Origin of the sequence: Acinetobacter terrae, from assembly GCF_013004375.1 — a bacterium.
GTDB classification, from domain to species: Bacteria; Pseudomonadota; Gammaproteobacteria; order Pseudomonadales; family Moraxellaceae; genus Acinetobacter; species Acinetobacter terrae.
In genome coordinates this window covers 32,294-46,905 of sequence record NZ_JABERI010000010.1, presented here as the reverse complement: position 1 = coordinate 46,905, position 14,612 = coordinate 32,294, and the positions used below count along the sequence as shown (strand labels likewise).

Genomic DNA, 14,612 nt, shown 5'->3' with positions numbered 1-14,612 from the left:
ATTTTTTAATAGATAGATCACAACCCGATTGCATACGTATGGCTATTCCTCAACACACGATTGATCAAATATTAGATCGAACAGATATTGTCGATCTGATTGGTCAGCGCGTGAAACTTAAGAAAACCGGTCGCACCTATTCAGGTTGCTGCCCTTTTCATCAGGAAAAATCGCCCTCGTTCCATGTGTATCGAGATAAACAGTACTTCCATTGCTTTGGTTGTCAGGCTAACGGTAATGCCATCCGCTTTTTAATGGATATCGACGGTCGTAATTTTGTCGATGTGATGAAAGATCTGTCGAGCCAAACCGGCATTGAACTTCCTAAAGATAATCAAGATTCAACTAAACTCAAATACAAACGTGAAGCAGCAAAGCCTCAGCCTGTTGCGAAAAAAATTAAACCCAACACTCAAAATGCTGCAGCGAATTTACAACAAAATTCTAATGCCCCATCACCGATAACAATGGATCACGACCCTTTTGCAGAATTCCAAATGCAAGAGGGTGCGTTCTATGGCAATGATCCATTTACGGCGTTTGATCAAGCGACAGCACCCTTTGAAGATATTCCTCAAGACGGTAACTTATACGATTTATTGGAAAATATTGCGCTCTATTATGAGCAGCAATTACCGCATAGTCAGACCGCACAGCAATATTTCAAACAGCGTGGTTTAAGTGCTGAAACTATTGCTTATTGGCGTTTAGGTTATGCACCTGAAGACTGGCAACACCTTGAAAAAGCCTTCCCTCAAGATATAGAAGGCTTAAAGTTGCTGGGGCTGATTCGTACCAGTGACAGCGGTCGTGGCTTCGACTTGTTACGTGACCGTGTGATTTTCCCGATTCGAGATTCTAAAGGTCGTGTAGTTGGCTTTGGTGGTCGCGCTTTAAATGACGAAATCAAACCCAAATACATCAACTCGCCAGATTCTGATGTCTTTCATAAAAACCGACTGCTGTATGGTTTATATGAAGGACGCAAGCAAAAAGCTCAAGACTGGTTGATGGTTGAGGGTTATATGGATGTCATTGCCCTGCAGCAATATGGCATCTATGGGGCTGTAGCGACACTAGGGACAGCCAGCAACACCGAACACCTGGATATTTTATTTAAGCAGAATCAACGTATTACCATTGCTTTTGATGGTGATGCTGCGGGACAAAAAGCGGCGCGTCGTACTTTAGAAATTGCTCTACCATTATTAAATGATGGTCGTGAACTCAAGTTTTTCGTACTCCCAAATGATCACGATCCGGATTCTCTGATTCGTCGTGAAGGTTTGGAAAGCTTCCAACGCATGTTGCAAGCTGCACCGCTTTTATCTGAGTTTATTTTTGCCTATTTAACTCAGAACCATAACAGCACATCGCCTGAAGGTAAAAGTCAGGTCATGGGCGAACTCAAACAGCTCACTGAACTGTTGCCGAAACATGGTTCTTACCGGTATTTGTTGCAGCAATATTTCCGTGAAAAGCTCGGTTATAGCCGTAAATGGCAGCCGCAAGTCAACAATGACGCGTCTTTAAGCTTTAGCACCAAAATTGATGCTGAAGAATATGTGATTGCAATTTTGATGAATCACCCTTATTTGTATATTCATTTTGAACCGCTGAGTGCTTTAATTTCACAAGATCAATTGCTGTTTAAAATTTTAAATATCTTTAATGTGATTTTTGATGATTTACCGGATGACACCGAATTATCGCAATATTATGTCTTGGGTGCATGTGCAGCGTACCATCATGAATTACAGCATATTTTACAGAATGCGAATGTCAGCGATTACACTTCATCACCAGAGCAAGCAGATAAGCTTGCAGCGGATTTATCTACAAAATTACAGTATGAATTTCTAACGAAAAAGATGAAATCGAAAAAATTTAGCAGCATTGCAGAAATGAAGAATCTGAAACTGCGCATTTCCGAGATTGCAAAAAAAAGGGCACTTACGCTTATAGACGAATAAGTGGCCATACGCTAAAACTAAAAAATTAATAAATTATTTTTTAGTTTTACGACGCTTTGCAAAGATATCTTCCAAATCATCACGCATCCATTCAAAACAACTTGGATCTTCAGCTTTCGCCGCTTGACGTAATAGAATAGAGGTTGGGTGGAGTAATTTTTGGGTTAAGCGATGCGAAAATTCCTGTAGAACCTGCTCGGCATTTTCACCGGCTGTAATTCGAGACATCGCTAGAGCTAACTCTTCCTGTCTTAGAACTTCGCCTTGTTCACGATAAGCATGAATGGTACTGCCCGCTTTATTGATTTTTTGCTGGGTCAGCAATTCTGTGGCTAACTGATTGACCATCACTTCGGCTTCAACAGCCGCTTGGCGACGTTGTGCAAGATTGTCATCAATTACACTTTGCAAATCATCAACGCCATATAAATACACGCCATCTAATGATTCTACTTTGGGATCAATATCACGTGGAACTGCCAAGTCCACCAACAGCATTTGTTGATAGCGACGTTTTTTTAATGCGGTTTTAACGTCCTTGTAAGCGATGACTTGATGCAGACTTCCGGTACAACTTGAAATCACATCTGCACGATATAAGTTTGCCGCCAACTCGGAAAAATCGATAATTTCCACATCAACACGATGGGCAATTTCCTGCGCCAGTGTTTCAGCACGAGTACGCGTTCGATTACAAATCAGCACTTTTCCCACGCCCATCTCAGCCAAATGTTTCGCCACCAAGCTATTCATTTCACCAGCTGCAACCACCATCACGGTCAGTTTTTCAGGCTTACTAAAAACTTGAAGCGCTAACTGAGCAACGGCATAACCCATGGAAACCGCATGACTACCGACCGCAGTTTCCGAGCGAACACGCTTGGCTGCGTAAAAAGCATATTCAAAAATTCGGTTTAAATTTGGAGAAACGGTATGGGCATCTTTAGCCAGAGAAAGTGCAGACTTCACTTGTCCTAAAATTTGCGGCTCACCCAGCATTAAGGAATCAAGACCACTGGCAACCCGCATCAAATGTGTTACAGCCTGCGCATTTTCATAGCGATATACATGATTTAACAATTGTTTAGCATCTAGGCCATTTGCCTGGGCGAGCCAATTCATTACCATGTCTGCATCTTCAGACATCGCATAAACTTCTGTTCGATTACATGTAGAAACCACGACCATATCATTCAAGTCATGGTTTTGGCTTTGCTCGGCAAGCAGTTGCGTTAACTTTTCAGGGTTAAAAGCAATCTGTTCACGTAGTTCTACAGAAGCGGTTTGATGGTTGACACCTAATGCAAAGAAAGACATATCAGATCATCATTTCGCTAAATTTATGCTATTGTGCAATATTGGTGTCATAAAAAGCATTACTTGGATCAAGAAAAATTGCGTCAAACAAATAGCCGAATAAGCGGCGCGACAATTAAGCAATATTCTACCACATTCTTACTTGTGGGTAGCATGGCTTCGAGTGCTCATATTAGAGCATCCGGAGAAATTTATCATGTCAATTCAAACTATAATGCCATAAAACAAAGCATGATTGCCGAGTTTGCACTGACCTATCACGACGTTCCAACAGCATTGCATAACTACACCGTGCTTGCAATTAAAAGCAGCTCAACCACGGTTAAACAGCGTGCTTTAAATGTTGCACTGGAACAAAATGACTTGAAAGCTGCGCTCGATATTGCAACACATTGGGTAGTTCAGGAACCTACAGATGTTCCGGCTTTATTTTATCTTTCACATATTGCCCTGAAATCGCATGAGTATGAACTGGCATCCGAAACACTCGATAAAATTTTAAATATTGACCCCAATGCAGACTTGGAAAAGATCCTGGTCGGAATTGCGCCGGAACAACCTGAAGATCGAGAAGTTCTACTGGATGCTTTAAGCAAGAGTAAAGAACGAGACAATCCATCTGTCTTAATACTGATTTCAGGCTTGGAAGCGCAAAATGGACAGTTAGAGCAAGCGCTTCTCACGGTTAATCGTGCGCTTAAAAAACGCCCAAAAGTCACTGGCTTTATCTTAATGAAAGCCAATTTACTCAGTGCTTTAGGTGATGAAGAAGCCACCCTAAAATGGTATGACAAATCTAGTCGTAAACATAAATCCAATCTAGAAGTTCGCTTGGCTGAAATTAAATATCTGATTAAAATTAATAAATCCAAAGAAGCCTTGGATAAACTCGAAAATATCCTCAAGAAATGGCCACATGAGGAAGAAGCCCTGTTCATTGCAGGCTTAACCAGTATCGATTTGGAAGAATATGAAAAGGCGGAAAAGTTCTTGGTTGAGCTTCGATATTCTAATCAATATCAAAATGAAGCCTATTATTACTTAGCCGTGAATGCCGAAAGAAAACAACATTTTGAAACTGCAAAAGCCTATTACCGCCTGGTGGATGGCAGCCTCTACACTGTTTCACGCCGAAACATGATTAATATTTTTTCAGAGCAAAAACAGCTTAGCGATGCGCTACGGTTTTTAACCCAAGAACGGGTGAACTACCCGCAACATGCCAGTTTCCTATATCAAGCTCAGGCCGATATTCTAAAACGTATGGGCAATAAAAAAGCAGCCATGCGCCTGTTAGATGAAGCCATCAAAAACGTACCGGATGACCCTGAACTGATCTATTCAGAAGTGTTACTGCTTGACCCTTATCAAGACCAAGATAAGCTTGATAAATTATTGAAAAAATTACTGGAAATTGAGCCAAACAGCCCAACTTATCTAAATGCTTACGCCTATACACTGGCGTTACAAAACAGACGATTGGATGAAGCCCGACAGTATGTTGAACATGCCTTGGATTTTGCACCAGAACAAGCTTCTATTTTGGATACGCTCGGCTATATCACCTTTTTACAAAACGACTTTAAGACCTCCGCGCTGGTTTTAGAAAAAGCGTATGAGATTAGTCAAAGTGTTAAAATTGGTGTGCGCTATGCAAAAGCGCTATACATGCAAGGCGATCTGACAAAATTTAATCATGTGTTACAACAATTACAAAAAAAACACCCCAATGATCCTCAATTAGAGCAACTGAAATCGTTATTGTTACCGCCACAGATGAAAAAGAGTTAATGATCTTTATGCGTATTTTTTCAAAATTCAGCTTAACCCTGATCGCCACAAGCACACTGGTTCTGACAGGTTGCCAACAATATACGCAACCTCAAGCTCCAAGCGTTTCCCAAATACCTGAAGCAGCAAACAATTTTAACCTGCAGGGTAAAATTGGGGTAAAAACACTGGGACAATCTGGCAGTGCATTTTTCACGTGGGTACAACAACAGGATGAATTTGACATCGAGTTAAGCGGAATTTTAGGTGTGGGTAAAACGCAAATTTCAGGCACTCCAGGTCAGGTCACCTTAAACAGTGCCAAAACTGGACTCATCCAAGCTGAAACCCCAGAAGAATTACTGGAACGTGCCACTGGCTGGCAAGCACCGATCACCCATCTGGTGGATTGGGTTCAAGCCAAGCCTGCAACCACACAAGCAAAAATCAGCAAGGATGACAGCAATCGTCCAATCCAGTTTTTGGAAGATGGCTGGACTGTTGACCTCAGCTATAACGCTCAAGCGCAATTACCGAATAAATTGATTTTGAAGCAGACTCTTGAATCCGGTCAGGAAAACCGTATTACAATGGTCATTCAAAATCGCTAAATCTTAAAAAGTTCAAAATTCTATGATTCGTGTTCCCTCTCCTGCCAAGCTCAATCTTTTTTTGCATATCACAGGTCGTCGTGACAATGGCTATCATGAATTGCAAAGTATTTTCCAACTGATTGATTTAACTGATTGGTTGAAATTCATCCAAACGGATAACTTGACGATTTCAATTGATGGCTTGAGTAGTGTGGATTTAGAACAAAACTTAATCTACAAAGCCACACAAATTTTAAAACCCTTTGCAACAAAGCCAACTGGTTTAAAAATTGCCATCGAAAAGAACATTCCGATGGGTGCAGGACTCGGAGGTGGCTCTTCAAATGCTGCCACCACCCTGATTGTGGTGAATCAATTGTGGCAGTGCGGTCTAAATATTGAACAATTGGCAGAGTTAGGTCTAAAACTCGGTGCCGATGTTCCTATTTTTGTACATGGTCGTAATGCATGGGCAGAAGGCATTGGTGAACACTTAACATTCATAGACTTAGATCAAAAACAATACATTGTGTTAAAACCTGACTGTTTTATCAGCACTCAACTGCTTTTTTCACAAAAAACGTTGACAAGAGACACGAAGCCTACTAAATTTTGCGCCTATCAGTTAACGCCATTTAATTTTGGAAATAACTTTGAGCCTTTGGCAAGAAGTCTATATCCTAAAGTGAATGAAGCGATGCAGTATTTAGACCAGTTCGGTATTGCAAAACTTACAGGTACAGGTGCTTGTGTTTTTACTGAAGTAACTTCTGATATGAATATTGATGAGATTTTAGCTCATTCACCTTGTAAAGCTTACTTGGTCAATAGTTTAAATGAATCACCATTACGTCATTTCAAGGTTATATGATAGGGGCGTCGCCAAGTGGTAAGGCACCGGGTTTTGATCTCGGCATCCGTTGGTTCGAATCCAGCCGCCCCTGCCATCATTTTCATCTGTAGATTACTGTATTAGGGGCGTCGCCAAGTGGTAAGGCACCGGGTTTTGATCTCGGCATCCGTTGGTTCGAATCCAGCCGCCCCTGCCATTTAAACCAGTGGTTTAAATAAACATTACAGTGGTCAAATTTAGGGGTATCGCCAAGTGGTAAGGCACCGGGTTTTGATCTCGGCATCCGTTGGTTCGAATCCAGCTACCCCTGCCATTTTCTCAAAAAAGACAGAACAGAGTTTGCATGTTCATTTGTTAATTTACCTTGACATAGAACAGTAAAAATATTAAAGTTCTGCCGCATTAGGGGCGTCGCCAAGTGGTAAGGCACCGGGTTTTGATCTCGGCATCCGTTGGTTCGAATCCAGCCGCCCCTGCCATCTATTTTCAAACATTCCAACCGCCAAGGGTGCTTCATGCCCAATCTTGTCGTTTTTAGTGGAACTGCACATCCACAATTCGCCCAAAAAGTCGTAAGCCACCTGCACATTCCTTTAGGTGCAGCATCTGTAGGTCATTTTTCTGACGGTGAAATTGCTGTCGAAATTACTGAAAATGTTCGTGGTAAAGACGTATTTCTCGTACAGCCTACTTGTGCCCCAACGAATGACAACCTTATGGAAGTCCTCGTTATGGCCGATGCTTTACGTCGTGCAAGCGCAGGTCGTATTACTGCTGTCATTCCTTACTTCGGATATGCTCGTCAAGATCGTCGTCCTCGTTCAAGCCGTGTGCCAATTACTGCAAAAGTTGTAGCAGATATGCTGACAACTGTAGGTATTGACCGCGTTGTAATGATCGACCTTCATGCTGACCAGATTCAAGGTTTCTTCGACATCCCTGTAGACAATATCTACGGTACTCCTGCGTTACTTGCTGATCTTCGTCAACAGCAACACCATAATCTTATGGTTGTTTCTCCAGACGTTGGCGGTGTAGTTCGTGCACGTGCTGTAGCTAAGCAAATGGGTGATATCGATCTCGCAATCATTGATAAACGTCGTCAAAAAGCAAATGAATCACAAGTGATGCATTTGATTGGTGATGTGAAAGATCGTGACTGCGTAATCGTGGATGACATGGTGGATACTGCCGGTACTTTGTGTAAAGCTGCTGATGCACTGAAACAATTTGGTGCTCGCCGTGTTGTTGCTTATGCAACCCACCCTGTACTTTCTGGTAAAGCCCTTGAGAATTTGAAAAATTCTGTACTCGACGAACTTGTCGTAACAGATACTATTCCTCTTTCTCAAGAAGCATTAGAACTTGGTAAGATTCGCCAAGTTTCAGTAGCTGGTATGGTTGCTGAGACAATTCGTCGTATTAACAACGAAGAATCTATTAGCGCAATGTTCGATAGTTATCTATAATACAGCGCTAAATTTTAAAAGCCCTGCCCTCTGGTGGGGCTTTCTATCACTGAACTGGTCGAAGGTTCAGTCAATTAAACTCAATGAGGAAATGTCATCATGGCAAACTTCGTATTAAATGCAGTAGCTCGTGACGAATCAGTACAAGGGAAAGGTTCGAGCCGCCGCCTTCGTCTAGAAAACAAAGTTCCAGCAATCATTTACGGTGGCGAAGCTGCTCCTGTAACTGTTACTTTAGAACTTCGTCAACTTGTTAAATTTCTTGAAGACAATTCTTTCTTTGAAGAAGTGATTGAAATTCAAGTGGGCGATAAAGTTGAAAGCGTTAAAATCCAAGCTTTACAACGTCACCCAGCTAAAAACACTCCTATGCACGCTGACTTTAAACGCGCATAAGTGTTAACGGTATAATTAGTGTCAAAACTTTCGCTAATTGTCGGTTTGGGCAATCCTGGTAAGGAATACGCCCAAACCCGCCATAATGCAGGCTTCTGGTTCGTGGAACGCCTTGCAGAACAATATGGCATTTCCCTCAAAGCCGATCCTAAATTCTACGGAATCAGCGGTCGCGGTAATATTGAAGGTAAAGACGTTCGTCTGCTTTTACCCACAACCTTTATGAATGCCTCTGGCAAAAGTGTTGTGCCCTTCGCAAAATTCTATCAAGTTGCCCCAGAAACGATGCTGATTGCGCATGATGAACTGGATATGAATCCCGGTGTAATTCGCCTAAAAACAGGTGGTGGTCACGGTGGTCATAACGGTTTACGCGATATCGTTCCGCATCTAGGTTCTAATTTCCATCGTTTACGTATTGGTATTGGTCATCCTGGTGCAAAAGAACGTGTATCCGGACATGTACTCAGCAAAGCGCCTAGCAGCGAACAAGATTTAATGGATGATGCCATTGCGCACGCTTTATCTCGCATTAAATTGCTGGTAAACGGTGACATACAGCAAGCCATGAATCAAATCAATGCTTATAAACCGAACTGATCATTCCATAAATTGTTGAACAATCCTTCTTGCCATGTTGCTTATTTCGGAGCAAAATGCGTTTTCTGCGGATTACTGATCCAGTAAGAAGTGATTTGATTTAACCATAAGATAAAATCTTAGGCCCACTAAGGAGACGCTAGCCATGCTATCTCGTTTATTAAAAGCTAAAATTCACCGTTGTGTCGTTACACAAGCAGAATTACATTATGAAGGTTCTTGTGCAATTGACGGCGTGCTATTGGATTTAGCCGGTATCCGCGAATATGAAGAAATTCATATGTGGAACGTGACTAATGGTAAGCGTTTTACCACTTATGCAATTCGTGGTGAAGAAAACTCAGGCATTATTTCAGTCAATGGTGGTGCTGCACTTCAAGCTGACGTTGGCGATTTGATGATTATCGCAACATTTGGTGATTTCACTGAAGCTGAAGCGAATGCACATAAACCACGTCTTGTTTACGCTAACCCAAACAATACTGTAAATCACACTGCGAACTGTATTCCTGTTCAAGTGGCTTAAAATTTAAAGATATTAAAAGCTCGCCATATGCGGGCTTTTTTATTATCTGCTGATTTTCACTTTATTATTCACACAATTACTATCGATATGACTGATTGATCTATAGAAAGCTGCGCCATTGTTTAAAAACAGGAATATAATAATTGCACATCGCTTCAGGGCGGGGCGAAATTCCCCACCGGTGGTAAATTCAGCTTACATGCGCAATGACTGAATCAGCCCACGAGCCTGTCAATTTTTATTAAAAGATTGACTCGCAGATTTGGTGAGAAACCAAAGCCGACGGTATAGTCCGGATGAAAGAAGACGACGTAACGGATATTTATATTTGATATATCGCTGCGACCCCATTTCTGCATCAGTCCTGAAATGTTCAACCGTATTTTTATTTTACGAGAGCGTTTCAATGTCTAGTTTGATTCAACCCGAAATTTTCTTTTCAGCTCTTCCTCCAGCTGAACAACGTATCCAAAAAGCATTAGAAGATATCCGCCAAGGCAAACCGGTTTTGGTCATGGATGATTTTGATCGTGAAAATGAAGCCGATCTCATTGTTGCTGCAGAAACACTAACTGTTGAAACCATGGCACGTATGATTCGTGATGGTTCAGGTATTGTGTGCCTATGCTTAACCGATGAATTGGCCAATCATTTGGAACTTCCCCCAATGGTGGCTGATAACTCAAGCCAGTTTAAAACAGCATTTACCGTAACCATCGAAGCGGCAGAAGGTGTAACCACTGGCGTTTCAGCAAAAGACCGAACCACCACTGTGAAAGCAGCCATTAAAGATGGTGCGATCGCAAGTGACTTGAACCGTCCAGGTCATGTCTTCCCTTTACGTGCCCGTGATGGTGGTGTACTCACCCGTCGTGGACATACTGAAGGGACGATTGATTTAGCACGTTTAGCTGGCTTAAAACCCGCAGGTGTTTTGTGTGAATTGACCAATCCTGATGGCACCATGGCTTCGGGTATTCAAGTTTTAGCTTATGCACAAAGCCATCACTTAACCGTGATTACCATCGAAGAAATTGTGCAGTATCGCTTAGCACATAATCTCTAAGATCAAATAATAAAAAGCCCCGACTTTAGGGGCTTTTTATTATTTACGATATTTTTATAACAAGCTGGAATACAGACCATATCCAGCTATTAAAATTAGTATTGCCCCACATGCCCGCAGTAATTGACTGTAAATCTTGGACTGAGATAACCGATTAAAACTCAAATAAACCAATGATAAAGTGGCAAAATCTAGAATAATCCAACTCAAAGTTAGAATCCCCAGACTAATACCTAAATCAGGGGTGATCTATACAAATTGAGGGAAAAATGCAGCAAAGAAAATAATATCTTTAGGATTAGAAATACCGACCAAAAATCCCTGTTTAAAACCACCATCCAATGATTTTGATTGCGACGACAATTCACCTGCTTTAGAAAACAACACTTCCTTTAAAATTTGAAAGCCCAAATAAGCAATATACAAACAACCTAAAATTTTAATGCTGTTAAACCACTGCTCATTAATATCCAGAAAACCTTTCAGAACCAAAATGGAAACAGTGATTAAAATTAGCGAGGCAAAGTTGGTTCCAAATATCGTTTGCAAGGCTTTGCAATAGCCGCCTTTGAGTCCCGCACTTGCAACCAGCATCATGACTGGCCAGAGGTCGCAATCATGATAACGACAGCCATACAATACAACAGGTATTCTGTGATATTCATTTTTTAGACTCTTTAACAATCACTTTTATTTTTTGAAAATTCAAATAAAAATGATGTGTTTAATCTTCTTCCATCATCTGTAATAAATTATGGCTAATACCATCAGCACGTAAAAAAGCAAAATCATAACTTGCTGTAGCCAAAGCCAGCACCCGACGTTCAAATTCCTGCCAAAGAAGTTTCACCTGTTTACCCTGAATACCCAAACCGCTTTCTTCAGCTAAATTTTTATTCTTCTCACAAATTTTAAGTGCGTGATAAAGCTTGCGACCTTTAGAGGCATCATCACGTAAACGGATCCGTTTAGATAAGACAAAGCCCTCCACATGACGTAAATCGGCATGCGGTAACATCGGTACCAAAATTTGATCCAGTTGTGCATCCAGACGCTTCCACACCGCAGTGTGCTGTTCAGGCGTGTATGTATTCCACTGAATCACTTCATGGTTAAAGCGACGGCAACCACGGCATACTGAATCACCAAATACCGTAGAACAACGCCCTGCACATGGGGTCAAAGAAGCAATTCGACGGTCAGTACTCAAAACACACTCCTACACAATTTAAAAATCAATAAAATCATCTAACAAACGCTTTTAACTAAAGATCGATTTGATCAATAACAGCCTATATCGGCATCTTTCGCTTAATAACCATATTTTAGTTATGGTTTTCTCGCTTATTCATACAATTCACGTTAAAATACGCGCCTTGAATTTTGTCCTATCATAATACATTTGGAGTATTCCATGAACGCTACTGTAGAACAGCTTGCACCTGTAGAACAGCAAGCGACCACAAGTTGGGTTGTTGCAGCACTATATCAATTTAAAGAAGTTCAAGATCCTGCCGATCTTCAACAACGTCTTTTAGACTTGGTCAACAGCATTAACTTGTGTGGAACTCTAATTGTAGCCAGTGAAGGTATTAACGGTACTGTGGCTGGGGACCGTCAAGCGGTTGATCAAATTCACGCCTTTCTTTTGAATGAAGGCTTTAATGCTATGGAGTATAAAGAATCTCATAGCGATGAAAAACCTTTCCGTAAAATGAAAATCAAGCTCAAAAAAGAGATTGTGACTTTAGGTGTGGAAGTTAAACCACGCGACTTAGTCGGTCACTACCTAGATCCTAAAGAGTGGAACGAACTGATTGCACGTGATGACGTGATTCTGGTGGATACGCGTAATGACTACGAATATAAGGCAGGCACATTCAAAGGTGCTCTTGACCCTAAAACAGAAACTTTCCGTGAATTCCCAGAATATGTAAAACAAAACCTTGCACAACATAAAGACAAGAAAATTGCGATGTTCTGTACCGGTGGTATTCGCTGTGAAAAATCAACTTCGTTATTGCTTCAAGAAGGCTTTGATGAGGTCTATCACCTGAAAGGCGGTATTTTAAAATACCTGGAAGAAACACCTGTTGAAGAAAGTATGTGGGAAGGCGAATGTTTCGTATTTGATGGTCGTACTGCGGTTACCCATGGGGTAGAAGAAGGTCAGAACATTAAGTGTCATGCATGTGGATGGCCTTTACTTCCTGAAGAAGCTGAACTTCCAAGTTACGAACATGGTGTATCGTGCAAATACTGCATCGAAAAAACCACAGAGCAACAAAAAGCCGGTTTCCGTATGCGTCAGTCTCAAATTGCAGCGGCTAAACGCAAACGTCTGTAATCTCTGATTTGTAAAGTTATATATAAAAAGCCCTCATTTGAGGGCTTTTTATTTACCCAAAATAAACAATAGATAAGAAAAGATCACCAAGTTTCACCATTAATGCATGCTAAGTCTCAAATAATTTGATAATCTGGTAGTTAAAATTAGAATAAAACCATAACCCATTAATTTTTAACGTGAAAAAGTTAATTTATAACGTGAAAAAGGAGTTAAATTATGCCAAGATCAATTAGCCGTTCAGTTAATTATGCGAAACGTGTTCACCTTATTCGTGAAAAAAACCATCAAAAAATAGAAGAAATAAAAATGCTTTTAGATAAACAATCACATCTTTTTATTGTGATCTTAGGGGCTGTCATTGGCACTATTTTATCTATATTTATTGCCTATCACTTAAAACCCAATCTGTTTGAATATGCAGTGCTCAGCGTGATTCCTTTTGCACTGTCGTATAGCTTAAGAAAAGTCTACATTCACACACTGGTACATAGCCAAGAATAAGCCAATTTAATTACTTGGCTTTACTTTACCCTATAATAAATAAACTTTAGGATAGTTCAGATATCATTATTATTTTTATAAACTTATGAATCTGACTGAATGGATTATTTCCATTATGGAACAATTGGGCTACCTTGGTATTGCCCTTCTCATGTTCCTCGACAATATTTTTCCTCCCATCCCCTCTGAAATCATTATGCCATCCGCTGGCTATTCTGCATCACAAGGGGAGCTACTTTTAGTTGGCGTGATTATCGCGGGTTGTATAGGCTCTCTGATTGCTGCCGCTATACTGTACTGGATTGGCTATAAGTTTAATCACGACAGTATTTTTCGTTTTGTAGATCGTTACGGCAAATATCTTTTTATCAAATCTAACGATGTCAAAAAATCTTTGGACTGGTTTGAGCAGTATGGTCACCGGATTGTCTTCTTTGGCCGCATGATTCCTGCGGTGCGTTCATTGATTAGCATCCCTGCAGGCATGAGCCACATGCCCTTTTGGAAATTCATGTTCTTCAGTAGTCTAGGTACGATTATCTGGACGACATTCTTAGCTTGTGTGGGTTTTTATTTTGGCGAAAACCAAGCCTTGATGCAGAATATTTTTAACCAAGTCAGCCATTTTATTATTATCGTTGTCATCGCCATTATTATCTGGATTCTATACCGTAGACATCAAGGTAAAAATCGTCCATCCTGATTACAAGTTCTCATCAGGAGACTAAGACGATGTCGCATTATCTTAAATATTTTGCAGTCGTTTATAGTATTGCCTTGATCGTGCTGGTCAGTATATTGATTTATGGTCTAAAGCTCGGAGCCATCACCCTGCTGCCTGGCCTGATTGCTTCTGCTTTTCTGAGCGCCAGACATTTTGTCACAAAAGAACAGCGCTTACCGAATGACAAAGAAAAAAGCAAACTGATTTGGGGATCAACAATAGTCGCAATGATCATTGGCTTTATCATGATGTTTGCCCTCATTTTTATGCATCCACGTGCTGAGGAAATTCTGATAACTTTAGGTCATGCCGGGAGAGCCAGCTATTCATTCCTGATGGCTGGCGCTATTGCGCTACATGGGCTGATCTTTCATATCGCCTATAATGGCTATGCCCGATATTCCCTCAGTAAGCAAAAATAAGTCTTTCACTGAAGTGCCCTACCAATAATGAAAATCCGCGCATAAAAAAAGC

General features: G+C 40.9%; 15 protein-coding genes, 4 tRNA genes, 1 pseudogene and 1 riboswitch. Of the genes and pseudogenes, 17 read left to right on the top strand and 3 right to left on the bottom strand.

Translation table 11 applies throughout. The annotated features are described in order from the left end of the window. The first annotated feature begins 38 nt into the window (after positions 1-38). Positions 39-1,973 (top strand): DNA primase, encoded by a 1,935-nt coding sequence (locus HLH14_RS06090; RefSeq protein ID WP_067724004.1) that lies wholly within the window; start codon positions 39-41, stop codon positions 1,971-1,973. A 33-nt stretch (positions 1,974-2,006) separates the two neighbouring features. Here HLH14_RS06090 and hemA read toward each other — a convergent pair whose 3' ends face one another. Beyond that, entirely contained in the window at positions 2,007-3,290 is a 1,284-nt protein-coding gene (gene hemA, locus HLH14_RS06085) for a glutamyl-tRNA reductase (RefSeq protein ID WP_067724003.1), read from the bottom strand. Positions 3,291-3,368: 78 nt separating this feature from the next. Between hemA and HLH14_RS06080 the strand changes: the two genes are divergently transcribed. The 12 genes from HLH14_RS06080 (at position 3,369) to ribB (ending at position 10,563) form a co-directional block, all read left to right on the top strand. Continuing rightward, complete coding sequence (locus HLH14_RS06080) at positions 3,369-5,081, top strand: tetratricopeptide repeat protein (protein ID WP_081406221.1); 1,713 nt, start codon at positions 3,369-3,371, stop codon at positions 5,079-5,081. A gap of 8 nt (positions 5,082-5,089) precedes the next feature. Further along, positions 5,090-5,671, top strand: a complete 582-nt coding sequence (gene lolB, locus HLH14_RS06075; RefSeq protein ID WP_067724199.1) for a lipoprotein insertase outer membrane protein LolB — start codon at positions 5,090-5,092, stop codon at positions 5,669-5,671. A 22-nt stretch (positions 5,672-5,693) separates the two neighbouring features. Next, positions 5,694-6,524 (top strand): 4-(cytidine 5'-diphospho)-2-C-methyl-D-erythritol kinase, encoded by an 831-nt coding sequence (gene ispE, locus HLH14_RS06070; protein ID WP_171532778.1) that lies wholly within the window; start codon positions 5,694-5,696, stop codon positions 6,522-6,524. A gap of 1 nt (position 6,525) precedes the next feature. Beyond that, positions 6,526-6,600: transfer RNA gene (locus HLH14_RS06065), tRNA-Gln, on the top strand. A 27-nt stretch (positions 6,601-6,627) separates the two neighbouring features. Further along, positions 6,628-6,702: transfer RNA gene (locus tag HLH14_RS06060), tRNA-Gln, on the top strand. A 42-nt stretch (positions 6,703-6,744) separates the two neighbouring features. Beyond that, a tRNA-Gln gene (locus HLH14_RS06055) sits at positions 6,745-6,819 on the top strand. A 91-nt stretch (positions 6,820-6,910) separates the two neighbouring features. Beyond that, a tRNA-Gln gene (locus tag HLH14_RS06050) sits at positions 6,911-6,985 on the top strand. A 36-nt stretch (positions 6,986-7,021) separates the two neighbouring features. After that, positions 7,022-7,975 carry a ribose-phosphate pyrophosphokinase gene (locus HLH14_RS06045; RefSeq protein ID WP_067724000.1) on the top strand — a complete coding sequence of 318 codons (954 nt, stop codon included), beginning with the start codon at positions 7,022-7,024 and terminating at the stop codon, positions 7,973-7,975. Between the two features lie 99 nt (positions 7,976-8,074). After that, a complete protein-coding gene (gene rplY / locus HLH14_RS06040; RefSeq protein ID WP_067723999.1) occupies positions 8,075-8,371 on the top strand; it encodes a 50S ribosomal protein L25 in 297 nt (98 codons plus the stop codon). 18 nt (positions 8,372-8,389) lie between these two features. Continuing rightward, positions 8,390-8,971 carry an aminoacyl-tRNA hydrolase gene (gene pth, locus HLH14_RS06035; RefSeq protein WP_067723998.1) on the top strand — a complete coding sequence of 194 codons (582 nt, stop codon included), beginning with the start codon at positions 8,390-8,392 and terminating at the stop codon, positions 8,969-8,971. A gap of 145 nt (positions 8,972-9,116) precedes the next feature. Continuing rightward, positions 9,117-9,497, top strand: a complete 381-nt coding sequence (panD, locus tag HLH14_RS06030; protein WP_067723997.1) for an aspartate 1-decarboxylase — start codon at positions 9,117-9,119, stop codon at positions 9,495-9,497. 148 nt (positions 9,498-9,645) lie between these two features. Next, a riboswitch (FMN riboswitch) is annotated at positions 9,646-9,809 on the top strand. A 94-nt stretch (positions 9,810-9,903) separates the two neighbouring features. Further along, positions 9,904-10,563, top strand: a complete 660-nt coding sequence (gene ribB / locus HLH14_RS06025; RefSeq protein WP_067723996.1) for a 3,4-dihydroxy-2-butanone-4-phosphate synthase — start codon at positions 9,904-9,906, stop codon at positions 10,561-10,563. 54 nt (positions 10,564-10,617) lie between these two features. Here the strand turns inward: ribB and HLH14_RS06020 are convergent. Together HLH14_RS06020 and HLH14_RS06015 are read right to left on the bottom strand one after the other, a co-directional pair. Continuing rightward, positions 10,618-11,228 (bottom strand): annotated as a pseudogene (locus HLH14_RS06020) (LysE family translocator). Between the two features lie 59 nt (positions 11,229-11,287). Further along, positions 11,288-11,773, bottom strand: a complete 486-nt coding sequence (locus tag HLH14_RS06015; RefSeq protein ID WP_067723995.1) for a DUF1289 domain-containing protein — start codon at positions 11,771-11,773, stop codon at positions 11,288-11,290. Positions 11,774-11,977: 204 nt separating this feature from the next. Between HLH14_RS06015 and trhO the strand changes: the two genes are divergently transcribed. The 4 genes from trhO (at position 11,978) to HLH14_RS05995 (ending at position 14,560) form a co-directional block, all read left to right on the top strand. Next, positions 11,978-12,910 (top strand): oxygen-dependent tRNA uridine(34) hydroxylase TrhO, encoded by a 933-nt coding sequence (gene trhO / locus HLH14_RS06010; RefSeq protein WP_067723994.1) that lies wholly within the window; start codon positions 11,978-11,980, stop codon positions 12,908-12,910. 219 nt (positions 12,911-13,129) lie between these two features. Further along, positions 13,130-13,414, top strand: coding sequence for a hypothetical protein (locus HLH14_RS06005; protein WP_067723993.1), 285 nt, complete (start codon positions 13,130-13,132; stop codon positions 13,412-13,414). An 85-nt stretch (positions 13,415-13,499) separates the two neighbouring features. Continuing rightward, entirely contained in the window at positions 13,500-14,117 is a 618-nt protein-coding gene (locus HLH14_RS06000) for a DedA family protein (RefSeq protein WP_067723992.1), read from the top strand. 29 nt (positions 14,118-14,146) lie between these two features. Further along, complete coding sequence (locus HLH14_RS05995; RefSeq protein WP_067723991.1) at positions 14,147-14,560, top strand: ABZJ_00895 family protein; 414 nt, start codon at positions 14,147-14,149, stop codon at positions 14,558-14,560. Positions 14,561-14,612: the final 52 nt, after the last annotated feature.